Here is a 24,219-nt window from a genome sequence, read left to right on the forward strand (position 1 = left end):
TTATTGTTATGTTTTTCCGGGGTGGTGCATGCCCTCCCCACGCCGCCTGACCCCGCTTCGGTCGCAGTGCTCTACAATTCGGCCTCGGCGGATTCGAAGGCGCTGGCGGAGTTCTACGCAAAGGCGCGCAACATCCCCGCGGACCATCTGGTGGGCCTGGAATTGCCGGATGCCGAAGAGATCTCCCGCAAGGATTTCGATGACAAGCTGCGCAGCCGCCTGATCCGCGAGTATGACCGCCGCGAATGGTGGACCCGCGGCCTGGGCCCGCAAGGAAACCTGACCCCGACCGTGTCGAAGATACGCATCCTGGTCTGCATGCGCGGGGTGCCGAGCCGGATCATCGGAACGGGGCCCGCGCTGCCACCTCCGCCCGGCAAGCAACCCTTCGCCGACACCACCCAGGCGGCCGTGGACTCGGAACTCGCGCTGTTAGGGATCGAGGGCTTGCAGGTCGAGGGATTCCTCACCAACCCCTACTTCAAGCAGGAGAAGACCGCCGCCGAGGCGAGACTGCCGATGACCTTGGTCGGACGCATCGACGGCCCGACCAAGGAGATCTGCGCGCAAATGATCAAGGACGCGGTGGAGGTCGAGCAGACCGGCCTGTGGGGAATGTCGGTCATCGATCTGTCGCAGAAGTATCCCGAAAGTCAGGAAGGCGACCCTGCGATGGAAAAGATCGCCAAGGCCCATCGCGACGCCGGCATTCCGGTGATGGTGGACCGCTTTCCGGACACCCTGCCGGTGAACTATCCGCTCGGGGAAACGGCCCTTTATTTCGGATGGTACGACTGGAACGTGAACGGCCCGTTCACCAACCCGAACTTCAAATTCAAGAAGGGCGCGGTGGCCGTGCACTTGCACTCGTTCAGCGCCACGCAGCTCCGCGATGCGACCAAGAACTGGGCCGCCCCACTGCTGGCCAAGGGAGCGGCTGCCACGCTCGGCAACGTGTATGAGCCCTACCTGGCGTTGACCCACAACTTCGACATCTTCAACGCCCGGCTGATGGCGGGTTACACCTTGGTCGAGGCCGCCTACATGTCGGTGCCCGTGCTTTCGTGGCAGAACGTCGTGCTCGGCGACCCTCTCTATCGCCCCTTCCTGCACCTCGACGGCAGCGGCGAAAAGACCGAGACCGACCGCGACTACCGTGCGATCCGGCTGGCAGCTATGCGCTGGAAGGAAGATCCCAAGCAAATGGAAGCGATGCTCAGAGAGGCCGCCGACCGGCTGAAAAGCGGTGTCTTGTTAGAATACATCGGCCTTTCACTCGCCGCTCGGAAGGAAGACGAAGCGGCCGCCGCCGAGTTTCGCAAGGCCAAGCTCTACTACACGATCAAGCCGGACCGGCTGCGCATGGACATGCATCTCGCGGCGATGGAACGCGAACGGGGGAAAAAGGATGAGGCGATCAAGCTGCTGCGCGGGGCCCGCACGCTCAACGCGGACATCCCGGAATCGCTCGCGGCGGCATCGTGGCTGACCATTCTCGACCCCCCTCCCCCGCCGCCGGCCCAGCCGCAACCGCCGAAGAAATGAAGGACTACGCGGGACTTCTCGCCGCCGTGTGGGGTCAGTCCGGCGTGGCCGAGCCATCGCCGGTGCCCTTGCCTCCCGAGCTGGAACTCCAGGCGCTGTGGTTCGCCGGGGCATTCGGACGGGATTTCCGCGACGCTTCGGGGAAGCCCGTGCGCATCGTTCAATTCGGCGAGTGGAACCGCTCTGCCGGACCGGATTTCCTGCAGGCCGCGGTCGAGATTGGCGGGCAGCTTCGCGAGGGGCCGATCGAGCTGGACCTGCGCCCCTCGGACTGGGAAGCGCATGGCCATGGGGCGGATCCAGCATTTGAGGATACCGTGCTGCACGTCGTCTTCACCGGCGGTGGACCCGAGAGCTTCACCCGCACGCTGGGCCACCGCGAGGTGCCACGGGTCACGATCCCGCGCGATGTGTTAGAAGGAGCCCTCCAGAACCCACGCTGCGAAATGGCGATCGCGAAACCCGGCCGCTGCGTGCATCCCCTGGCGGCCATGCCCCCGGTAGCCGTGGCCGCCCTGCTACGTCAAGCGGCCGAGCACCGCGCTGCACAGAAGGCTGCACGCCTCCTGCGAACGGCCGATGCCCATGGTCGCGACGCCGCTCTCTATCAAGCGGTGGCGGAGACGCTCGGCTATCGCGCGAATGCGCTGGCGATGCGGCTTCTCGCCCAGCGGATGCCGCTGTCTGCGCTGCGGGAAGACCCGGCGCACACCGAGGCGCTGCTTTTCGGCGCGGCTGGCTTCCTCGCTCCCGATCTCCACGAAAAAGCTCCGGCGGACACCCGCGAGCACCTCCGGGGCCTCTGGGAAACCTGGTGGAAGGCCCGCGGTCGATGGGAGTCCGCCCACGCCATTCCGTGGAAGATGGGCGGCCAACGGCCGGCGAATCATCCCCACCGGCGCGTTGCGGCATTGGCCGCCGTGGTGCGGGAGTGGACGAAATTCCGCAAGCTCGCCACCTCGCAGCCGTTCGACCCGGAAGCACTGGTAAAGCTGCTGTCGAAGCTCGACGATCCCTTCTGGACGAAGCGCCACACACTCTCGTCCGCCGCGACCGCGCGACCGATCGCCTTGTTCGGGAAAGCGCAGGCGACGGAGCTGCTGGCGAACCACCTGTTCCCCCTCGCCTTGCACGAGGGCGAACCCTTCGAGCGCTACCTCAAGGTCAGCGCCGGCGCTCGGAACGAAAAGGTCCGCCGCTGCGCGATCCGCCTGTTCGGCAGCGAGGATGCGGCGGCGACGTGGCTGAAAAAAGCTGCCTATCATCAGGCGCTGCTCCAAATCTACCGCGACTTTTGCTTGGAAGACGCCAGCGACTGCGCCGATTGCCCCTTCCCCGAACAGCTCGCCCAATGGCGCCCATAGCCTCCGGTCTTGTATCTTGCGTCTCTCTTCCATGACCTCCCTCGAAGCCCTCGTTGCCCTCAACCTGCTGCCGAAGATCGGCCCGGTACGCATCCGCCGTCTGTTAGAACGCTTCGATTCCGCCGAGGCCGTGCTGGTCGCGACAAAGGACCGGCTGATGCAGGTGGACGGGATCGGGCCGGAAACGGCGGGGATTCTCGTGAAGTGGCAGGATCACGCCGACCCGCTGCAGGAGTTGGAGGAGGTGAAGCAGCGCGGGCTTTCCTTGATCACCCCGGAAGACCCCGCGTTCCCGCCAGCGCTGCGACAGGCCTACGATGCACCGCTGTTTCTCTACGTCTGGGGCAAGCTGGAGGAACGCGACCGCCACGCGATCGGCGTGGTCGGCACCCGGCGCATCACCCACTACGGCCGCGAAGCGACCAAGAAGCTCGCCTATCAGCTATCCCACGCCGGCTTCACCATCATCTCGGGCCTGGCGCGCGGCGTCGATACCGTGGCCCATGAGGCCGCGCTTGCGGCCGGCGGTCGCACGGTGGCCGTGCTCGGTTCCGGGCTGGCGAAGCTCTTCCCCGCAGAGAATCTGGCGCTGGCAGAAAAGATCGCCTCCGGCAATGGCGCGGTCGTGAGTGAGTTCCCGCTCCACACGGCACCCGACAAGCAGACCTTCCCGCAGCGCAATCGCATCGTCGCCGCATGGTCGCAGGCGCTGCTGGTGACCGAGTGCCCGGCTTGGTCCGGCTCGCTGATCACCGCGAACCTCGCCAGCGACTACGGACGGCCGGTCTATGCCGTGCCGGGGCCAATCAATGCCCCGACCTCCACCGGCTGCAACAAGCTGATCCGCGACGGCGCGACGCTGGTGATGGATGCCGGCGACATCATCGACGATCTCGGCGAGCTCCCCTTCGCTCGTCAGACGACGCTGCCGTTGGAAACCGAGAGCAAGGCGATCCCGGAACTGCCGTCCGAGGAGGCGACGGTTTTCTCGGCCCTCGGCGAGGGAGAGTCAGGCGTGGACCGCCTGATCGAGCGAACCGGCCTTTCCGCCTCCACCGTCTCGGCCACCCTCATGAAGCTGGAAATGCGAAGGCTGGTCCGGGCGCTGCCGGGTTTCCGGTATGTGAAGCGATGAATGGGATGCCGCCATTCGTGCGATTCCTAGCGAGGCTCCTCCTCGAAATGCCGGGGACACTCCTCTGGGTGGGCGGGATGATTTATCTCTTTCTGTCCTGCTGGATTGCATTTGAAAGCCCGGCCTCGCATCGCCTTGGACCCCTCATTTCCATGGGCGTGTCGTTCATTGCGATCCTGTTCGGATTCGCCATGGCAGCGTGCTCGGGAATACTCAATGGAGCAAAACGCTATCGAATGCCCGGAGCGCGACTACCCGCCTACCTCGGTCTGGAACTCCTCGAAGCCCTGCTGGCGATCTCGTGCGTATGCGTTGCTCTTACCGCAATAGCGATGTTTGCGAAGGGAGAGCCGTTGACCGGAATTCTTTGGACGTGCGGTGAAGCGATCGTTGCTTTCTTGCTGGTGAGGACTTGGCGAAATCTCCGGTCCAAGGGGCAGATCTGGCGCGCGGAACTGATCGATCAACCGCCTCCGTTCGATCCCGGGCAATAAGCTCCGGGAACTCGCGAACCCGCCCACGGAGGCATGCCATTGATCCGGCCGGTCCGGGCCACAGAAATATCCATCCCCTACGGGGATCGCCAGTCAGTTTCAGGAATGCCCTTGCCAAGTTGGCCCCGGGCCGTCTAGTGCGTCGCCGTCGACCGACCTGCCGATTTCATGGGAAAAATCCTCATCATTGCCGAAAAGCCCTCCGTCATGAACGACCTGAGCAAGGCTTTGGCCAAGGCTCTGGGCAAGTTTGAGAAAGCCGGCTCCGGGCGGGATTCCTTCTTCGAGAACGACAATGCGGTCATTACCTCCGCCGTCGGTCACTTGGTCGAGCTGCGGATGCCGACCGGCCCGAACGGCAAAAAGCTGCCGTGGAAATTCGAGGTGCTGCCGGCCATCCCCGAGCGCTTCGAGCTCGACCCGATCCCGGATTCCGAGGCCCGGCTCAAGCAGGTGCTCAAGCTGGCCAAGCGCAAGGACGTCGACCAAATCGTCAATGCCTGCGACGCCGGCCGTGAGGGCGAACTGATTTTCCGCTACATCATGGACATCGGCGGCATCGACAAGCCGGTGAAGCGGCTGTGGATGCAGTCGATGACCAACCAGGCGATCATCGATGCCTGGGAAAAACTTCGCTCCGATGAGGAGATGCGCCCGCTGGCCGATGCCGCGAAGTGCCGCTCGGAGTCCGATTGGCTGGTCGGCCTGAATGCCACCCGCGCTCTCACCTGCTTCCGCTCCCGCCACGGCGGCTTCAATATTACCGCCGCCGGCCGCGTCCAGACGCCGACGCTGGCCATCCTCGCCGCCCGCGAGTCGGAGATCCAGGCCTTCAAGCCGAGCGCCTATTTTGAAGTCCACGCCACCTTCGGCGTCGCCGCCGGCGACTACCTCGGCAAGTGGATCGACGAAGCCTTCAAAAGGAACGAGACCAACCCGCACGGCCGCCCCGAGCGGATCTGGGATGTTTCGCTCGCCGATGCGATCAAGGCGCGTTGCGACGGCAAGACCGGCACCGTTTCCGAGGACAAGAAGGCCCAGTCGCAGATCTCCCCACAGCTCTACGACCTGACCACGCTGCAGCGCGAGGCCCCGTTCACCGCCAAGGGCACGCTCGCCATCGCCCAGGCGCTGTACGAGAAGCACAAGATGATCACCTACCCTCGTACTGACTCCCGCTATCTGCCGGAGGACTACGGGGACACCGTGCGCGAGACCTTGCGCGACATCGCCAACTCCGACCTCGGCGTGGCGAAGTATGCGAAGGCCGTGCTCGACGGGAACCAGGAGAGCGGCCCGCGCTTCCACAAGTCGAAGCGCGTGTTCGACTCGAAGAAGGTCTCGGACCACTTTGCCATCATCCCGACCGGCAAGTTCGCCAAGCTCAGCGACACCGAGGAGAAGCTCTACGACATGATCGTGAAGCGCTTCATCGCCGTGTTCTTCCCCAGCGCGGAGTTCGAGCAAACTACCCGTCTCACCCGGATCACCACCGAGTCGATCACCGACACCTTCAAGACCGAAGGCCGCGTGCTGGTGAAGACCGGCTGGCTGGAAGTCTATGGCCGCCGCCCCGGCGTCGCCTCCGGCAAGGACGAGCTCACCCAGGTCACCGCCGGCGAGAAGGCCCCCGTGAAGGAAATCGAAGTCCATCACGAGCAGACCAAGCCACCCGCACGCTTCACCGAGTCCACGCTTCTTTCGGCGATGGAAGGCGCGGGCAAGCTCGTCGATGACGAAGCCCTCGCCGAAGCCATGTCCGAGCGCGGCCTTGGCACGCCGGCCACCCGCGCGGCGATCATCGAAGGCCTCATCGCACAGAAATACATCGTCCGCGATGGCCGCGATCTCCACGTCACGCCGAATGGCATGCGGCTGATCCACATCCTGAACGAGATGAACATCGCCGGCCTCACTTCGCCCACCATGACCGGCGAGTGGGAGTACAAGCTGCGGCAGATGGAACACGGCCAGCTCCAGCGATCCACCTTCATGAAGGAGATCGAGGACTACACGAAGGACATCGTGGTCCGCGCGAAATCCCTCGCCGCCGAGATCAAGAACCGCGCCTTCCCGGATCTCTCTGCCGCCTGCCCGAAATGCGGTGCGCAGGGTCTCAAGCAGACCGACGAATCCTACGAGTGCCGGACGCCCGACTGTGGCTTCAGGGCCAAGAAATACATCGCCGGTCGCCCGCTGTCCGAGGATGAGGCCCGCGAACTCTTCAGCAAGCGACTCGTCGGCCCGCTGGAAGGCTTCAAGAGCAAGTTCAACAAGCCCTTCGATGCCGCGCTGGAGCTTGACGACAAGTTCAAGGTCAACTTCGTCTTCGGCGACAAGGATGAGCCCGACGTAGTACTCACCGACGAGATGGTCGTAGCCACCGCACCGCTGGCCGACGGCCGGCAGGTGAAGGTCTATGGCACCGACAAGGCCTACCTCGTCCCCGAGCTGAAGACCAAGAAAGACCCCGAGGGCGTGCGTATCGGCAAGACCATCCTGCAAAAGGAACTGCCACTGGAGCAGGTGCTTAAGATGCTCGCCGAGGGTAAGACCGAGCTGATCAAGGGCTTCGTCTCGAACAAGACCAAGCGCGGCTTCGACGCGTTCCTGACGTTTTCGCCTGCCGATGGCAAGGTCGGCTTCGAGTTCCCGCCACGGGCGCCGAAGGTCCCGAAGGCGGCGAAGTGACCGGCGGCGAGCGTCGCCAGGAGCACGGATTTCGATCCTCTTGGAAATCCACGGGAGCACCCGGGTGGAGTGAACTCCACACGTGCTCGCGGGCCGCGGTCTAACCGATCCGACCTTGGCCCGGATTCCGCTCCCACGACTCCCCTGCGGAGGTTCTGTTCAATATACGCCGATTTTGGACCTTACAGGGGTTCCATAAGATCCACTTGAATCAAACCACTACTACCAATCCGGATCATCTAACATTTAAGTTACCTTAACAAAAACCTCAGAACCCCTTATTCCACAAGGAGCTCCTTCCTTGAAAGCCCCCGTCTTCACGACTATCCGGTTCTGGGCATCATATGCGAGACTAGGTGTTTTCTCCTGCAAAAACGTCTTGCCAGTTAAACCAATTCCCCCTCTACTCCGCCCGTCCCTCACAGGACACCCCGCGCTAACGGATCCCCCCACCCAATAGCAACGGAACATACCGACCGATCAAAGGATTCCCCCCAGTCCCGAGAGAAGTTCCGAGACACCCGGCAGCCCGATTCCCCCCGATCCACGCCGCCGACTTTCCCCCCGAAGTGTGTGTGTCGACCGTGTCAGCCGCCCGGCGGGTCAACTCCCCGATCCGCCGGGCGGACTGCTCCGGAAGTTCCAGCCGCCCTCCCCCGGGCGGCTTTTTCTTTGGCGGAAAGACGGATCCCGGTCTTTGCTGCGCGCCAGATGGTTCGCTTCACCCTTTTTGGCATCCCCGTTGAAATCCAGCCGTGGTTCTGGCTTACGCTCGCGTTTCTCAGTGGTGCCCTGACGAGCTTCACGCCGGAAGCGATGCAGTATGGGCTAATCTTCATCCTCGCTGCCACAGTCTCGATCCTGGTGCATGAGCTGGGCCACGCACTGACCGGCATGCGGCTCGGCGGAGGAGCCGCGAAGATCGTGCTATGGGCCTTCGGCGGGCTGGCCTACAACCAAGGGGGGCGGTTCACGAAAAGCGGTCGCTTCTGGATGATCGCGGCCGGTCCGGGAGCGGGCTTCCTGCTGGGAGCCGTGGTCTTGTTGATCATGATAGCCATCTTCGGTCCGCACGACGCGCTGAATCTGACGGGACGGTGGCTCTTTGGCAGCCAGTCCTCCTTCTCTCACGATACCATTGCTTTCGTCCAGGACCGCAAACCGCTGGTCTCCCTCCTCCGTAGCATGATCTGGATCAACTTCTGGTGGGGAATGCTCAACCTGCTGCCGGTGCACCCGCTCGATGGCGGGCAGATCACCGAGCTTTTCGTGAAGCCTCGGCAAAGGGTTCACCAGATCGCCATCGTCGCGGCCACGGCGGTCGCCGCTTTCGGCCTGTGGCGGGGGGACCTTTTCATGGCCCTGCTGTTCGGCTACCTGGCGTGGCAGAATTTCCAGGCGATGAAAAAGCTCGGGTGGCAGTGACTCACGCCAGCAACAGGCGTGCGGCAACCAGCACGGAAAAGCCGATCACCATCCACTCGAAGACCCGCTGGGACACGCGCTGAACCAGCCACTTCCCGACCCAGATCCCGGCGAAGATGGCGGGCAGGCACTTGAGGTTGTCGAGCAAGGTGGCCCGAGTGATAAGATTGAAGCTGCCGCTGAGCGGAACCTTGATCAGATTGACCAGCAGGAAGAACCGCGCGCCGATGCCGAGCAATTCCATCTTCGGGATGCGCCGGGAAAGCAGGTAGAGCTGGATCACCGGGCCGGCCGCATTGGCCAGCATGGTGGTGATCCCTCCGGTGGCACCGGCGGCGGTGCCGAAGACCCGCGAGTTTGCCAGGCGCTCGGCGAGGTCCGGCTTCCACGCCCGCAAAGCCTGCAGCGCGACCATTCCAAGGATACACCCGCCGATCACGCGGCGGGCGATTTGGTCGGACCACTCATGCGTGAGGATCACCCGCAGCAGCCAGACGCCAATGGCCAGGCCGACGAGCGTGGCGGGCAAGAGCTTCCACACCGGCTTCCACGAAGCGTGCTTGCGGAACGCCGGATAGACCGCGAGGTCGGCGACGATCAGCAGGGGCAGCATGATGCCGGTGGAGGGCACGGCTCCGTACAGTTCGGCCATCAGGAAGACGGCGATCAATGAGATACCGCTGAAGCCCGCCTTCGACATGCCGATGCAAAATGCTGCCAGCAAGGCGAGGGCTAGGGCGGCGGGACCATCGAGCACGGGAAGGCCTTACGTGCCGGTTCCCGGCGGGGCAAGTGCCGCGCACGGCACTTCAAGGAAGAGTCACTTCCACGACGCCGAAGATCCGTGGCGTGGTCGCCGGATTGCAGGGCTCCTCCACGATCACGCGCTCCCAGGCGAGGCTGAGCGGAGCGACCGTGACGGTCCCGGTCATCGGAACAAAAGAACCGGGCTCCAAGGTGGTCGAAACCTTCGGCGTGCAGGTCAACCCACTGCCAACCCGGCGCAGATACTCGGCGTGCAGGACGGCCTGCTCCCCGCTGCCGACCAAGCGGAACACCGGCAGCCCGGCGGTCCCGGTGCCGGGTGTTAGAGCCCGGACATCGGCATGGTCGCCATCGAGATTGAAGGCGTATTTGAGAAGGTTCGGCACGCCATCATGGAAAGGAACCGCCGTGGCGGGCGCATCGAGTCCCGTCAGCCCTTCTGCCGCCGCCCACGTGGCGTAGAGTTCGGCGGAAGTCATCGTGCTGGCCGAGAACGGGATGTTGAAGGGCGACTCGTCGGCATCGTTGCTCGGCACGTTGAGCATCGCTTGATAACTGCCGGTCGAGGGCGCGCTGAACGTCACTACCAACGTGGCTTCCTGACCGCCGGCGAGCTGTTCCGGCAGGTTGGCGGCATTGATGGAGAAGCGCTCCGCGTCCGCTCCACTCATCACCGGGATTCCGGGCACCAACGGTTCGGTGCCGTTGTTGCGGATGCGCACCGAACAGATGACGCTGCTGCCGTTTGCAGCTGGCACCAGGGCAATGTTCGGCCCGCCGTCGGAAAGCTCGACCCCCAGATGCCACATGGCGATCTCCGGGATGCCCATGGCCGGGGTGGAAAACAGGTAGGCCGCGCCCGACCACGGGGCCAAGTTGTTAGATTGGACGCCTTGGACGCCGAACGCATTGCCCGACTCGCGTGACGCGCCGACGACCATGATGCTACTGGAAAGCGCGAGGGCCTTGCCAAACTCGTCGCCGGCTCCCGTGTTCGAGGCCTTGAGATACGAATACTGGCCCCACAAGCCATTGACCCGGCAGAATGCGTACACGGCCCCCGAAGACGCGGCGGTGTTGTCGCCCTGATTGCCATCCGTGCCCGTCGCCGCGCTATCCTCGCCCGGCGCGCCGACGACCAGGGCGGGGCCTTCGAGCGCCAGCGTGCGGCCGAATCCATCGCTGGCCGCGGTATTGGAAGCTTTGAGGTAAGCCTGTTGCGTCCACGTGCCAGCGCTTCGGGTGAAGGCATAGGCCGCGCCGGCACCGGGCGCGGCGGTGTCGGCGGCGTTGCCATTGATCCCGGTGGCATTGCTTGCCTCGCCAGGTGCTCCGGCCACGACCGTATCTCCCGAGATGGCGACTGCCTGACCGAACCAGGAAGACGCGGCGCTGTTAGAGGCCTGCAGGCGGGCTTGCTGGATCCAAGTGACACCGCTGCGGGTGAAGACGTACGCCGCCCCTGCCCCGCTGGCCGCCAGGGGGGCCCCGACGATCAATGAGTCGCCGGAAAATCCGAGTGCGGATCCAAACTCGGCTCCGGCAGCAGTGTCCGACGCCTTCACGTAAGCCTGCTGGGTCCAGGTGGTGCCGCTTCTCACGAAGACGTAGGCGGCACCGGAGGAATAGGCGGAGTTGTTAGAGGAATCTCCATTGATTCCGGTCGCCTGGCTTGCCTCACGATTCGCACCGATGATCGCGGTATCCCCCGCCAAGGCCACCGCGGAGCCGAAGAGATCTCCGGCTCCCGCATTCGATGCCTTGAGGTAGGCCTGCTGCGTCCAACTGGTGCCGCTTCGCGTGAAGACATAGGCCGCGCCCGACGCCGGGGAATTGTTGTTCGCGCCTCCGCCGTTGACGTTGGTTGCGTTGCTGTCCTCCTGATAGGCACCCACCAGAATGGTGTTGCCGGCAACCGCCACGGACCAACCGAAGTTGTCGCCCTCGCCGGTATTGGAGGCCTTGAGGTAGGCCTGCTGGGTCCACGTTTCGCCGTTGCGGACGAAGACGTAGACCGCTCCGGAGCGAGGCGCGTAGTCGTTGAAGCCATTGCCATTCACGCCGGTGGCGTTGCTCGATTCCAACGGCGCGCCCACCACAACGGTGTTTCCCGAGACGGCGACGGAGCTGCCGAAGCCATCGTCGCTGCCGGTATTGGAGGCCTTCGCATAGGCATTCTGGGCAATCGGATCGATGGTCACCGGATAGCGCGCTCCCTCGTCGTCCACCGTAAGGACAAGCTGACGTGCACCCTTCAGCTTGAAGCGGGCGGGCAAGTCGCGGCCATCGGCATCCCACGCCTTCAGGCCACGGTAGGTGACGGCGTCGAGACCGTCGCCATCCTGAAAGACGACGCCGAGACGGTCCGGGTCGATCTTCGGCTTGAGGCCCCCGCGGACGTGGAATTGCAGACGCAGCCCGCCTTTCACCGGAGCTCGATGGACGGTCCACCCCTGCTGGAGGCCGTGCTGGCCGTTGACGAACCACTCGGTGATCCGGTCGTCTCGGCGGTGAGTGATATTGCCGCCCTTGACTTGAATCGCGCCGCGGGACGCTCCCGAAAGTGCCAGCCCCCAGGTCCATTTCCCGTGGTCCGGCGCGACCGTGAAGCCGGCGTCATCGAATTTCGCCTGCCACCGCTGGCCGGGATTCGGCGCGAGAAAACTGCCGTCCGCCTTCCGGACGATCGCATGGCGGGCCGCTTCACGTGCCGCCCGGATTCCCGCCCACTCGGTCGCACGCAACTCGATTGGCTTCCCGCCCGACTGCTCTCCGGGGGGCCGCGCTTGGGTTTCCAGCGCCAGCAACAGGGGGAAGAAGCAGAGGATAAGCAGTTCGGACGGGGTCATATCCAACGGACTCTCGTCGGGGGAGGGACGATAAGCCGGTCACTCAGTCAGGGGGAACCAATCCGCCGTTTCGTTCCCTTCGGGCTTTTCCGACGACGGATTCGGAAAAATTGGGAGCGAGAACGGCAGATCGTGCTGCGTGGATTAGAACCTCAGTTAGGAGGCCACAAGATTGCCGTCCGACATCGCCGCCACGGTTCCGACACCTGCCTATCCCCTCTAACCGCTGTGAATTAATTCCCAACAACTTGTGAACAACCTACAGCGTTGAAGCCTCACCCCGGCAGGTCAGTTTCAGAAGACGGAAAATATCATCCCGAGCGAAACGATTTGCAGTCGCGCCCCTCAACCACGCGCCGATCAAGCAGGGCCTCCGGAGTCTTGGAAATCCGCAACGAACATCGATTCGCGAAGCTCCCTAGCGCTCCGGCTTCATGCGCCTCAAACTTGCCCGAAAGAATACGTCTTTCGGAATGTCGAGTCTGATCCTCTCGCCATCAATCACCGCCGTATAGAGATGCAGGAACTTCGCGCCCTCGATCAGCTTCAAGTCACTTTCCGGCAGCTTGGTAGTCATGTGCCGCATCGACGGGTCGAACAGTGACTGGTGCAGGCTTCCTGGTCCCACAACCGGACTACCTCCCTCCTCTATCTCGACCACGATATAAACCCGACTTTCCTCACGCGCGACGGTGACGACGGAGAACTTTGGAATAGTGGCGTCTTGATCCCTCCACAGAGCCGGCTTGGTATTTTTTTCCCGTGCCGCCTGATCTGAAATCCACCGATCCCAGAATTCCTGATTCCTCATGCCGCGCACCTCTTCGAGGGGTTCAAAGAAACCCCGGTCCCTAAGCAAATTGCTCTGCAGTCCCTGCCTCCCCGCTGCCAAATCTTCCAGAAACACCACGCGATAGCGTTCCTTTGATACGGAAGAAAAGTCATTCCACACTTGAGAGGTGCCAAAGGTATTCAGATTGCTGAAGAACTCCTTCATCGCGTCATTCGCCGCTCCTTTGAGATCGGTTGCCGGAGAAGCAGCCGCCAAATGGGATAGAAGCAGAAGGCATGTGGTAAGGATCAGTCGCTTCATTCCGTGATCTGGTGGATCGGCCGACTCAAGCAGCCGCCGATCGATCAGGCAAGCCACCCTTCTTAGGAGTGGTAGCCCGCATGGGATTGGAGCACCATTCCAAGCGCCTCAAAGCCCGCCGGACCGGGCCTTCTCGGCTTCGCGGTTCTCGCGGATCCGCCGCAGCCGGACCTGCAAGTCGCCGAGCGCGTTCATGAAGTAGATGTAGGCGTCGTAGGGAGAGCCATACGGCGAGAAGTACTGGTGCACGCTGCCATCGGTGCCGTCCTTCGTGGACATCCAGTAGAAGTGGTCGGAAGTCTGCAACTTCGCCCACACGTGCGCGAGGTCGGGGTCCTTCGCCGCGAGCACCTCCTCCTCGAGGCGGTGGATTTTGGCGATCGCCTCCTGCTGCATCACGTTGCCGGTCCACGCGCTGAGGTCGCGCTCGGCATCGGCCCATGAGGTCGGCCAATGGCAGTCATACTCGCGGGTGGCGCTGAAGAGATCGACGACCTCCCCGGGGGTCACCCAGTGGAGGCCTTCGTCGAGCATGGCCTCGGGCAGCTTTTCCCAGAACTCGAAGACCCCGGTGTCCTTCCAGTGGTGCTCTCCGATGGTCTCGTAGTCCATGAAGAGGTTCACCACATCGCCAGGTGCCTTCTTCACCCAACCGGCGAACTTCTCCGGCGTGAGCGGCCATTCGCTCCAGTTCTTGTCGGAAAAGCGGAAGCCCAGGTCGTCGGAGAGCGAGGCATTGCGCAACATCGTCTTCAGCCGCGTGACGTAGGGCGCGCGGTAAACGTGGTTGGCCGACTGGCCGTTGAGCACCCATGGCACGCCCTCGGCCATGATGCCGTCGAAGCCCATGGTCTCGGCCTGTGCGGCGATGGCGTTGTTGTAAATCAGCTCGGTATTCCGGAAGACCCGCGGCCGGACGTGGAAGACCGACTCCAGGGTTTCAAGGTGCCGTTCGACCTGCCGCTCGAACTCCTTCTTCGAATGCAGGATCGCCAGCGAATGATAATACGTTTCCGCCAACAGCTCGACGCTGCCAGTGGCGACGAGATCCTGGAACGACTTCAGCACATCGGGCCGGTGGTGCTGCATCTGCTCGATCACCGTGCCGCTGATCGACAACGTCATGCGGAACCGGCCATGGGTCTCCTCGATGGCCTTCTTGAAGAGAGCATTGGCGGGCAGATAGCACTTCTCCGCGACTTTGGAGAGAATCTCCGCATTGAGGCCATCATCCTCATAGAAGGCATGCTGGCCGATGCGGAAAAAGTCGTAAGGGATCAACCGGTTCGGTTGATGCACCTGAAAGTAGAGGCAGGTGTGAGGCATGGCTCGGGGCTTAGGAAGGGGGACCGCTTGCCGTCAGTCCCGGAAAAGGCTCAGCGGGTCGGCAGACCCGGGCGGTTGCGGCGGACGCGCGACCAGCTCCTCGTAAATCGCGACCACTTTTTCGGCGGCGGCGTCCCACGTGGCGGCGGCGATGTCCTGTTCCGCTTGTTTGACGACGCGCTCGCGCAACTCGTCATCCTCTAACAAATCGATGATATGCTGCGCCATCACGTCCACATCCCAGTAGTCGGCCTTGAGCGCGCCTTTCAGCACCTCCGCCACTCCCGACTGCTTGGAAATGACCGCGGGGATGCCGAATTGGGCGGCCTCCAGCGCGGACAGGCCGAACGGCTCCGAGACGGATGGCATGCAATAGATGTCGGTCATCGAGAGCAGCTCGTTGACCTTCTCCTTGTTCAGGAAGCCAGTGAAATGCATGTAGCCGCCGAGCCCGCGGAAGGCGGTGCTCTCGGCTAGCGGCTTGAGGCGCTCGCCGGTGCCCGCCATCACGAAGCGGACGTTGCGGGTTTTCTCCAGCACCTTCGCCGCAATCTCGAGGAAGAACTCCGGACCCTTCTGTGCGGTCAGGCGGCCGAGGAAGAGCACCAGCTTTTCCGGGAACGGCTTCTTGGTGACGAAGGCCTCGACCGGCTCCGCACCGTTGTGGACCGGGTGGATTTTGGCGGGGTCGATGTTGTAGTGACCCGCGCAGATCTGGCCGGTGTAGCGGCTCACGGGAATGATGGCGTCCGCCTGCTCCATCCCGTATTTTTCGAGATCGTAGATCCAGCCGCGGGCATCGGCTCCGGCGCGGTCGTACTGGGAGGCGTGGACGTGGATGACCAGCGGCTTGCCGGTCGCCTTCTTCACCTCCACGCCGGCGAGGAAAGTCATCCAGTCGTGGGCGTGGACGACGTCGAAATCCAACAGCATCGCCATCTTGGCGGCCACCTTGGAGAACTCGATCACCTTGGTGCCGAGATCCGACCCGTAGAGTTCGCCGGTCTTGAATTGCTCGAGCTGGTTGCGCGTGGTCTTGGAAAAGCGGATCTCGCCGCCGGGCTGCATGACGATCGTTGAAGCAGTCGTTTCATCCGAGTCATAGGGATCGAGATGAATCGGCACGCGCTGGATCTGGGCGAAACTCTCGTAGTGATACTTGCCCTCGACGGTCTGCAAGTCCTCCGTCCGCAGGTTGTTCAGGCCGGTCAGCTTGAAGTCCTTGAAGTCGGCCTCCGGAGCCGAGCGGGGCACAATCACCTGGAGATCCACGTGCTTCGCCAAGGCTTGCGATAGACCCAGACAGGCAATCCCCAAGCCGCCATTGATCAACGGGGGGAACTCCCAACCCAGTTTGAGAACACGGATCCGATTCATGGAGGGAATGAGGCCGATGGATGCCTGCATCCACAGGTCATTGACGAGCTGTGATCGTCGTGAGCAATGGCCGGGCCAAAGTCGAGACCTTTCCCGTGACGCAAGGCTCAGGTCCTTGAATGCGTTGGAGAAAAATCGCTGCCTACGCGGATCGCGTACGCGGCGACCTAATGACTCCAACAGTTAGTTGATTTATCTCGATCCCTCGCCTACGAGATTTTACCCAGCCTGCGATGACAGGTCGGCACGCCGTCTGCTGATTCGGGTTATTCACAATATCGCCACTCGTTTCGGGTGGCCTGTGCCCCGCACTCTTGCCTTTCTATCCTACCCGCGCTCACCATCCACCCCCCTTAGCCTCTTCCGTCGCCCCGCCCCATGTCCGATCATCTGTCCGCCAAGCCGCCGCGCATTCTCATCGTCACGCCGGAAATCACCCACCTGCCCGCAGCACTCGGCCCCGGTGCCGGCCTGATCCGGGCGAAGGCGGGCGGACTGGCGGATGCGACCGCGGCGCTGGTTTCGGGCTTGGTCGATCTCGGCGCGGAGGTCCACGTGGCGATGCCGAATTTCCGCCGGCTGTTCCAGCGCGACCACCTCGGGCGGCTTCCGGACGAGATCATTAATACGTCGGTCCACCCGCGCGACCAGCGCATCCATCTGGCGGACGACTTCGCCTTCCACAATCTCGACCGCGTTTACAGCCACAACCCGCACGAGTGCCTCCATACCTCGCTGGTGTTCCAGCGGGAGGTCATGCAGCAGATCGTACCGAAGGTTCAGCCGGACATCATTCACTGCAATGACTGGATGACTGGGCTGGTACCCGCTATGGCCAAGCGCCGTGGCATCAAGTGCCTGTTCACGCTCCACAATATCCACAGCCGCGACGTAACGCTCGAGCGCATGGAGGCCGCCGGCATCGGCGCGGCAGATTTCTGGAACCAGCTCTATTTCCTGCGCCCCCCGGGCCACTATCACCAGTGCCGGACCACCGTGCCGGTCCACATGCTGGGCACCGGCGTGTATGCCGCCGACCACCTCACCACCGTCAGCCCGGGATTCCTCCAGGAGCTGGCCGAGGGAAAGCATCACGGCGGGGCCTTCCTGCGCGGCGAGATCTGCCAGAAGATGGGCTCCGGCCGCGCGACCGGCGTGCTCAATTCTCCCGACCCGTCGTATGACCCCGAGTCGGACCCCTCCCTGGAGGCGACCTATGGCGACGTCGACCACGTGGAGGGCAAGGCCATCAACAAGCTCGCCCTCCAGCGCGAGCTCGGCCTCGATGAGGATCCGGAGGCCGCGATCTTCTTCTGGCCGTCGCGCCTCGATCCCATCCAAAAGGGCCCACAGCTCCTCTGCGAAATTCTCCAACGCACGATCTCGGATTACTGGGACCGCAAGCTCCAGATCGTGGTCGTGGCGGATGGCCCGCACCAGCACATCCTGCATCACATCAACAACCACCACCACCTGCACCGCCGGGTCGCGATCCGCGACTTCGACGAGCGCCTGGCGCGGCTGGCCTTCGCCGGCTCGGACTACATGCTGATGCCCTCGCTGTTCGAGCCCTGTGGCCTGCCGCAGATGATCGCACCGCTCTATGGCTGCCTTCCGGTTGTCCACGCCACCGGCGGCCTGCGCGACACGGTGCGACGGCTGGATTCCGAAAACTCCACCGGCAACGGCTTCTCCTTCAACGACCCGAACGCCGCCGGCCTGCGCTGGGCGATCGATGAGGCGATGTGGTTCCACCTCCGCCCGCAGGAAATCCGCGAGCGCGAGATCGCCCGCATCATGCGCCAGAGCCGCCGCGAATTCGATCCGGCCCGCTTCACCAATGGCTACGCCGAGATCTACGAGCGCCTGATCGGCCGGCCGCTGGTCGAAGCGAAGCTCGATGAAGTTCTTTCCGAGACCGAAGCGCGTCCCGCGGCGAAGCAGCCCGTGCTGCAGACGTCCATGGCGACCCGCTCGCGTCCCGCGGCGTGAGCATCTTGGACTGCGGCGACTTGTCACCGCTTTCCGGCAGGCGACTTGTCGCCGTGAAGCACCCTTGCCCATCCGCCACCTCACCTCGGCAAGCCTCGGTGGGGAAAGCTGCGTCGAGTCGCAGCACTCCATGAGCCCCGGGCGCGTTGGTCCGTATCTGCATCCCGCTCACAATCTTCTCCGGCGCAACGAAACCGATTTCCCTTCGCGACAAATCCGCTAGGGTCATCGCTTCCCAACCCCTTTCAATCCCATGCCCACCTTGGAAAGCCAGATTCCCCAGATTTGCGGTGATGAAGAAGCCGTCGCCGCCACCATGGCCCACAGCGACCCGGTCGCCCTGCCGAACAGCGACATCGATTTCGGCAAGGCTCGCGCCGCTTTCTCCGTCGCCCTCCACATGCACCAGCCGCTGATCCCGGCCGGCGGGGGCGACCTCCGCACTGCCGCGGTGATCGGCAATCTCCAGGCCATGATGGAGAACCAGGGCACCGGCGATAACCACAACGCCCCGGTCTTCGAGTGGTGCTACAAGCGCATCGGCGAGTTCGTCCCGCAGCTCGTCGCGCAGGGGAAAAAGCCGCGCGTGATGCTGGAGTATTCCGGATGTCTCTTCGACGGTCTTGTCTCAATGGGCGCGACCCAGGTGATCGACCTGCTCCGCCCGTTGACCAGCAACCCGGCTTACTCCCGCTGCGTCGAATGGCTCGGCGCGCCGTGGGGCCATGCGGTCGCGCCCTCGACCCCGGTGCAGGATTTCCGCCTCCATGTGAAGGCGTGGCAGAACCACTTCGCCGCGCTCTTCGGCCATGAGGCGCTGAATCGCGTGCGCGGCTTCTCGCCCTCCGAAATGGCGCTGCCGAATCACCCGGACGTTTGCTACGAGTTTGTGAAAACGCTGAAGGACGCCGGCTACCGCTGGGTGCTGGTCCAGGAGCACACAGTGGAAGAATGCGGCACCGGCTACGGCCTGAGCGCCCCGCATTTCCCGCACCGCCTCGTCGCGAAAAACTCCTCCGGCGAGGAGGTCAGCATCATCGCCATCATAAAGACGCAGGGCAGCGACACCAAGCTGGTCGCGCAGATGCAGCCCTACTACGAGGCGAAGAGCCTTTCCAACGTCGAGTTCAAGGGCAAGACCGTGCCGCGTCTCGTGACCCAGATTGCCGACGGGGAAAACGGCGGCGTGATGATGAACGAGTTCCCGCCGAAGTTCCTCGAGGCCATGAACGAGGCGACCGACAGCGAGACGCCGGCGGTCAATGTCACCGAGTATCTCGAATACCTCGAAACGCTCGGCATCGGCGAACCGGACTTCACCGCCGTCCAGCCGTCGATGCAGCAGAAGATCTGGGAACGCATGCCCAATGGCGGTGGCCCCGAAGCGTTGGCCAAGATCATCGAAGACTGCAAGCAGCACGCCCAGCCCTTCCACATGGACGGCGGGAGCTGGACCAACGACATCTCCTGGGTGAAGGGCTACGACCACGTGCTCGGCCCGATGGAGGAAGCCTCCGCCCTTTTCGAAGAGAAGATCACCAAGGCCGGCGTGCCCTCATCGGATCCGCGCTATAAGAATGCGCTCTATCACCTGCTCTGCAGCCAGACCAGTTGCTACCGCTACTGGGGCGAGGGCCAGTGGACCGACTACGGGCGGGAACTGTGCCGCCGTGCGATCGAGGTCCTGAAGAACGATTTCTAGCTTCCGAATTCCAAAATAGGCGCTGATTTCGTCTTTTTACGTCTGGAATCCGAAACAAAAACCGCTTTTATGGCGTTTAACCGCCATGAAGCTCCGCTACTCCCCTTTTCTGCTGCTCTGCGCCGCGCCGGCATGGGCCGCGCCCTTGAATGTGGAGCCTTTTCATTCGGAGGCGGGCTGGCGACTTCCCGGCGGTGAGCAAGGGGTCTTGCTGGAGGCCGGCAAATCGGCAGCGGCGCCGGTGACCGTCCCGGATTTCACGGACAAGGAAAAGGACATCGGCGGCAAGTGGCGGGGCATCCTTTCCGTGGATGCCCACGGCACGGCCGATGGCGCGAAAGGCGCGCTGGTCCTGGATGCGCTCGATCCCCGCAGTGGCGAGGTTTTCGCCTCGGCGGAAACGCTGGTCACCGGCCGGGTGCCACGGGCGGCATGGGCGGTGATCACCTCCTCGGAGCAAGGCGGAGCGGCAGCGGAAAAACTTTTCGACGGGGATCCCAAGACCGACTGGCACTCGCGCCACGGCCAGGATCAGGCCAAGCCGCCGCATTGGGCGGGTCTGGAATTCGGCACTCCACAGAAGCTGGAAGGCGTTCGCTACACGCCCCGCCAAGGCGGCTTCACCAATGGCGTGGCGAAGAAGTATCGGGTCGAGATCCGCAAGCCAGGCGGCGCGTGGGAAACCGCTCAGGCCGGCGAAACTGACGAGGCTTTCGCGAACGATCGCAAGCCGCTGGACGTGAAGTTTTCCGCACCGCTGACGGTGGATGCGTTCCGCTTCGTCATCGAGAGCGATTGGAGCGGCGGTGGCTTCGGCACCGGTGGCGAGATCGAGCCGATGGGCGTGAAGCTGCCGGAGAAGAAGGAAGTGGCCGTGCTGGCCAATTCCCGCGCGTGGCTGGAATTGCCGGACGAGCTGATGAAGCAACTCATCGGCAAGAGCTTCGGCCTGCGCGTCACTGCGAAGAGTGGCGGTGCCTCGGTGATCGTCGGCGTCCCCCACTTCAGCCGCGTCCATGAACTGCCGACGGATAAACTTTATGGCCGCTCGAATGGTGGCACCGGACCGGACAAGCTCGGCGCGGGTCTGTTAGGTTTCGACGCGTTGACCGAGCACAAGCAGTCGGTGCTCACGGTGATGCAAGTGCGAAGGAGTTCGCCGGCCTCGAAGGCGAAGCTGAAGGCGGGCGATGCGATCGTCGCAATCGCGGGCAAGCCGCTCGCCGTGAATGATCTAGATCCCGGCTGGGAGTGGTTCCACCGCAGCCACGAGGCTTTGCTCGGGCGCGCCACCGAGGCAGCACTGAAGGCAGGCAAGAAGACGATCTCCCTGACGGTCTTGCGCGAGGGCAAGCCGGTGGAACTCGCCTTCGACCTGCCGCGGACCAAGGCCTTCACCACCATGAATCCGGCAAACGATGCCGAGGCCGCGGCGCTGTTGAAGGAGCTGCTAGTGTATCTAGAGAACAGCCAGAACGAGGATGGCTCGTGGTCCGGCGACATGATCCGCACCTGCTTCTCCTCGCTGGCGCTGCTGGCGACCGGTGAGAAGAAATACCATGGCCGCGTGAAGCGTGCCGTGGAGTGGGCGATGGAGAAATACAAGAAGCCCGATGACTACGGGAACCTCGGCTTCTGGGCGGGGGCCTATGCCGGCATCCTCTACAGCGAGTGGCACCTCCGCACCGGCGACCGCCAGGTGCTGCCGAACTTGGAAGCCCTGCGCGATTGGGCGGTGAAGGGACAGCACAAGTCCGCGTGGGGCGTACCGGCCTTAGGCCATGGGCCAAGTGGATTGCCGTATGAAGAGAAGGCCTTGGTCGCGCCTGCCTGCCACCTTCTCGTTTTCGAAGCACTGGCCCAGCGCTGCGGCATGAAGTCCGGGATCTGGGAGCTGCTCGGTCCCTACATGGAGATGGCGTGGTCGGATCCGAAGGAAGGCGGCCACGGCTCGCTCGGCTACAATCGATCCTACAAGGACACGGAGGAATTCTGGTCGCGTAGCGGGTTATTCGCCATGACCTGCCACCTGCGTCGCCAGCGGCCCGACATGCGCGATGCCATGACCGGCTTCATGCGCGGCCATCACCCGTGGCTCCGCAATAGCCACGCCTATGGCGAACCGGGAGGCTCATGGGGCCTGCTGAGTCTGAATCTCGCCTCACCGGACGCCTATCAGGAAATCATCCGCGAATACGGCTGGTGGTTCTCCCTCGCATGGGAACCGGGCTACGGCCTGCGCTTCACCACCCCGCACATGGGGGCTCCCTACATGGGAGAGGATGATTTGATCAACGCCACCTACGCGCTGGTCCTCCAAGGCCCGCGCCGCACGCTTCACCTCACCGGCCTCGCCAGCAGCGCCCACGATTGATCGATGAAACCACGATATTTCTCGTACTTCCTGCCGCTGGCGCTCACCGCCGCGGGATTCGCCGCCGTCTCCCTGCCGGACTCGGAAGCGGCTCTTGAAGTCCGCGCCGAGGATACCGCCACGCGCCGTCAATGGGCACTGGCCGAACTCGAACGCGCGCTCGGACCGAAGGAATGGAAGGCCCTCGCCAACGGGCCGCGCTCCACCTTCTTCCGCGACATGCAGGGGCCGCTGTTAGAAGAGCTCATGTTCTCCGGCCCCCTGCCGGAGGATCCCGCGAAGATGCTGCGGATCGCCGAGGCGCTGTGGAAGGAAGACCGCTCCGGCATGGCCGACCGCCACGAACTTACCACCGCCGCGGCGGTGGCGCTGATGTATGCGAGGAAGGATTGGCCGGAAGACCAGGCCGACGAGCGCTACCGTTATTTCCGCGACTCGCGGAAGGCCGGCAAGCTGCACCCGGTCTTCGACACGCTCGCCACCTGGGAAAAGCGCTTCGTCGTTTCCGCCGGTGGCAATGGGGGCTGGGCGGGTGACAGCGGCTGGGGTGAACAATCGCTGGTCTGGCTGCGCGACCACGTGAAGCTCCCGGTGAAGGACTACACCGGTGCCTGCTGGCAAGCTCCCTACCGGCTCGAAAACGTTTTCGGCGACTCCATCCACGGCAGCAATTACTACGCGCCCTTCGAGAAAATGATCCACGCCGAACGCGTGCGCGAGGTCGGCGGCGTCTGCGGCTCGCTTTCCCACTACGGTGCCACCGCAGCGCGTGCGAATGGCATCCCCGCGATCACCATGGGCGAGCCCGGCCACTGTGCCTATGCGGTGCGGACCGCGGCGGGTGAATGGACTCCCGCCTACTCGCTCTCGTGGGAGCGAGGCCTACATACCTCGCTGTGGGGAAGGACGTGGACCCAACTCGTCCTGCAGGAAAAAGTGCTCGGCGAGAAATACGCCACGGATCGTAGTTCCCTTCATCTCTGGCAGGCACGGGCCTTGCGTGGCAAGAATCCGGAACTCGCGGAAAAGGCCTACCTGCTTGCCCTGAAAGCACAGCCGCTCGACCAACCGGCTTGGTCCGAATTCGTCGCCTGGCTCCGCGATGTCCGCAAGCCGGCACCGATGGCGTGGAAGAAGGTCCACGACGACGCGCTCGCTGCCCTTGCAGATTACCCCGAAGCCGCGTGGGACGTGGCAAAGGGAATCGAAGCCGCGATGATCGATGCCGTCCCGGCGGACGAACGCATTCCCTTCCTGCTCTCTTTCCACAACGCGATCGCCGCCCACAAGGGCCCGGTCATGTGGGATCTGCCCAAGGCGCTCGATGAACAGGCGAAGCTGTTAGGCAAGCCCTCCGCAGAGCTGGAATTCTTCGAGCAGGTCGTCTCGATGCAATCGAAGTCGGACTGGCTCGCACCCGTCGTTGCCTGGGGCAGCGAACGCTTCGGCAAAGGGGGCGAAACCGCATGGTATGAATCACTCGGTCGCGGACTCTCCACCGGTGGCGGAGCTGGCGAATCGACTCGCAAGGCACTCCGGCCCGCCATCCTCGCCGCTGCTGCGACCGGCAATGTCGATGCCTTCCAAGCTCTCGCCAAGGCAGTGGCCGTGGAAGAGGGACCGAAGCTGCCCCCGCTTGAACCCTTCCCCGGCGAACTTCTCTCCGCGGGAGGACTGATCCGCCTTTCCACCACCTCCAACTGGGACGCACCCGAGAGCCACGCCGCCGTGCTGGAAGCGAAGGGCGGCCGTCTCCACACCGACTCGGAAGTACGCCCTCACGTGGTGGTCCGCCTGGCGAAGCTCGGCGAACTTTCCGGCATCGTCGTCGCCGATGCCTCCACGGGCTACAACGCCAGCCGGCTCGTGCCGATCAAGGTCTCCATCTCCGAAGATGGGCAAAGCTGGCAGGAAGTCTTCCGCACCGAGAAGCCCGGCGGCCCCTGGCGCATCGATCTCGCCGGCAAGGCCCCGCGCGTCGGCTGGGTGAAGGTCGAGCGCGACGACGACCGCAAGGAGGTCTTCCACCTCTCTGCCGTCCACGCCTACGGACGACGATTGCAATAAAGTGCCAAGTCAGAAGTGCC

Annotated in this window: 15 protein-coding genes; 10 read left to right on the forward strand and 5 right to left on the reverse strand. The window is 63.5% G+C overall.

The annotated features are described in order from the left end of the window. Positions 1-24: 24 nt before the first annotated feature. The 6 genes from OKA05_RS12360 to OKA05_RS12385 all read left to right on the forward strand — a co-directional run bounded on the left by OKA05_RS12360 (position 25) and on the right by OKA05_RS12385 (position 8,654). The gene (locus tag OKA05_RS12360) at positions 25-1,545 is read left to right on the forward strand and encodes a TIGR03790 family protein (RefSeq protein WP_264487453.1); all 1,521 of its coding nucleotides are present in this window, start codon (positions 25-27) and stop codon (positions 1,543-1,545) included. After that, positions 1,542-2,909 carry a DUF2851 family protein gene (locus OKA05_RS12365; protein ID WP_264487454.1) on the forward strand — a complete coding sequence of 456 codons (1,368 nt, stop codon included), beginning with the start codon at positions 1,542-1,544 and terminating at the stop codon, positions 2,907-2,909. Before OKA05_RS12360 ends, OKA05_RS12365 begins: the two co-directional genes overlap by 4 nt. Positions 2,910-2,940: 31 nt before the next feature. Next, complete coding sequence (gene dprA, locus OKA05_RS12370; protein WP_264487455.1) at positions 2,941-4,044, forward strand: DNA-processing protein DprA; 1,104 nt, start codon at positions 2,941-2,943, stop codon at positions 4,042-4,044. 47 nt (positions 4,045-4,091) lie between these two features. Further along, entirely contained in the window at positions 4,092-4,538 is a 447-nt protein-coding gene (locus tag OKA05_RS12375; RefSeq protein WP_264487456.1) for a hypothetical protein, read from the forward strand. Between the two features lie 168 nt (positions 4,539-4,706). Further along, positions 4,707-7,229 carry a DNA topoisomerase 3 gene (locus OKA05_RS12380; protein ID WP_264487457.1) on the forward strand — a complete coding sequence of 841 codons (2,523 nt, stop codon included), beginning with the start codon at positions 4,707-4,709 and terminating at the stop codon, positions 7,227-7,229. 711 nt (positions 7,230-7,940) lie between these two features. After that, positions 7,941-8,654 (forward strand): metalloprotease, encoded by a 714-nt coding sequence (locus tag OKA05_RS12385; RefSeq protein WP_264487458.1) that lies wholly within the window; start codon positions 7,941-7,943, stop codon positions 8,652-8,654. Position 8,655: 1 nt separating this feature from the next. Here OKA05_RS12385 and OKA05_RS12390 read toward each other — a convergent pair whose 3' ends face one another. From OKA05_RS12390 to OKA05_RS12410, 5 genes are all read right to left on the reverse strand, one after another. Next, the gene (locus OKA05_RS12390) at positions 8,656-9,411 is read right to left on the reverse strand and encodes a sulfite exporter TauE/SafE family protein (RefSeq protein ID WP_264487459.1); all 756 of its coding nucleotides are present in this window, start codon (positions 9,409-9,411) and stop codon (positions 8,656-8,658) included. Between the two features lie 52 nt (positions 9,412-9,463). Further along, positions 9,464-12,268 carry a hypothetical protein gene (locus tag OKA05_RS12395; RefSeq protein ID WP_264487460.1) on the reverse strand — a complete coding sequence of 935 codons (2,805 nt, stop codon included), beginning with the start codon at positions 12,266-12,268 and terminating at the stop codon, positions 9,464-9,466. 418 nt (positions 12,269-12,686) lie between these two features. Then, entirely contained in the window at positions 12,687-13,361 is a 675-nt protein-coding gene (locus OKA05_RS12400) for a hypothetical protein (protein ID WP_264487461.1), read from the reverse strand. A 108-nt stretch (positions 13,362-13,469) separates the two neighbouring features. Next, entirely contained in the window at positions 13,470-14,687 is a 1,218-nt protein-coding gene (locus OKA05_RS12405; RefSeq protein ID WP_264487462.1) for a glycoside hydrolase family 57 protein, read from the reverse strand. Between the two features lie 33 nt (positions 14,688-14,720). After that, positions 14,721-16,064, reverse strand: coding sequence for a glycosyltransferase (locus OKA05_RS12410; RefSeq protein WP_264487463.1), 1,344 nt, complete (start codon positions 16,062-16,064; stop codon positions 14,721-14,723). Positions 16,065-16,442: 378 nt separating this feature from the next. On the opposite strand from OKA05_RS12410, the gene OKA05_RS12415 reads away from it, so the two are divergent. The 4 genes from OKA05_RS12415 to OKA05_RS12430 all read left to right on the forward strand — a co-directional run bounded on the left by OKA05_RS12415 (position 16,443) and on the right by OKA05_RS12430 (position 24,199). Further along, entirely contained in the window at positions 16,443-18,056 is a 1,614-nt protein-coding gene (locus OKA05_RS12415) for a glycogen synthase (protein WP_264487464.1), read from the forward strand. A 253-nt stretch (positions 18,057-18,309) separates the two neighbouring features. After that, on the forward strand, positions 18,310-19,758 hold the full coding sequence (locus OKA05_RS12420) for a polysaccharide deacetylase family protein (protein WP_264487465.1): 1,449 nt from the start codon (positions 18,310-18,312) through the stop codon (positions 19,756-19,758). Between the two features lie 85 nt (positions 19,759-19,843). Beyond that, on the forward strand, positions 19,844-22,132 hold the full coding sequence (locus tag OKA05_RS12425) for a DUF6288 domain-containing protein (RefSeq protein ID WP_264487466.1): 2,289 nt from the start codon (positions 19,844-19,846) through the stop codon (positions 22,130-22,132). 3 nt (positions 22,133-22,135) lie between these two features. Beyond that, positions 22,136-24,199, forward strand: a complete 2,064-nt coding sequence (locus OKA05_RS12430) for a hypothetical protein (protein ID WP_264487467.1) — start codon at positions 22,136-22,138, stop codon at positions 24,197-24,199. Positions 24,200-24,219 lie beyond the last annotated feature (20 nt).

Origin of the sequence: Luteolibacter arcticus, assembly GCF_025950235.1 — a bacterium.
Classification (GTDB): domain Bacteria; phylum Verrucomicrobiota; class Verrucomicrobiia; order Verrucomicrobiales; family Akkermansiaceae; genus Haloferula; species Haloferula arctica.

Coding starts and splice junctions, on each gene's coding strand:
- OKA05_RS12420 (WP_264487465.1), top strand. CDS start 18,310: ATGCCCACCTTGGAAAGCCAGATTCCCCAGATTTGCGGTGATGAAGAA.
- OKA05_RS12365 (WP_264487454.1), top strand. CDS start 1,542: ATGAAGGACTACGCGGGACTTCTCGCCGCCGTGTGGGGTCAGTCCGGC.
- OKA05_RS12385 (WP_264487458.1), top strand. CDS start 7,941: ATGGTTCGCTTCACCCTTTTTGGCATCCCCGTTGAAATCCAGCCGTGG.
- OKA05_RS12400 (WP_264487461.1), bottom strand. CDS start 13,361: ATGAAGCGACTGATCCTTACCACATGCCTTCTGCTTCTATCCCATTTG.
- OKA05_RS12415 (WP_264487464.1), top strand. CDS start 16,443: ATGTCCGATCATCTGTCCGCCAAGCCGCCGCGCATTCTCATCGTCACG.
- OKA05_RS12410 (WP_264487463.1), bottom strand. CDS start 16,064: ATGAATCGGATCCGTGTTCTCAAACTGGGTTGGGAGTTCCCCCCGTTG.
- OKA05_RS12430 (WP_264487467.1), top strand. CDS start 22,136: ATGAAACCACGATATTTCTCGTACTTCCTGCCGCTGGCGCTCACCGCC.
- OKA05_RS12380 (WP_264487457.1), top strand. CDS start 4,707: ATGGGAAAAATCCTCATCATTGCCGAAAAGCCCTCCGTCATGAACGAC.
- OKA05_RS12425 (WP_264487466.1), top strand. CDS start 19,844: ATGAAGCTCCGCTACTCCCCTTTTCTGCTGCTCTGCGCCGCGCCGGCA.
- dprA (WP_264487455.1), top strand. CDS start 2,941: ATGACCTCCCTCGAAGCCCTCGTTGCCCTCAACCTGCTGCCGAAGATC.
- OKA05_RS12375 (WP_264487456.1), top strand. CDS start 4,092: ATGCCGGGGACACTCCTCTGGGTGGGCGGGATGATTTATCTCTTTCTG.
- OKA05_RS12405 (WP_264487462.1), bottom strand. CDS start 14,687: ATGCCTCACACCTGCCTCTACTTTCAGGTGCATCAACCGAACCGGTTG.
- OKA05_RS12395 (WP_264487460.1), bottom strand. CDS start 12,268: ATGACCCCGTCCGAACTGCTTATCCTCTGCTTCTTCCCCCTGTTGCTG.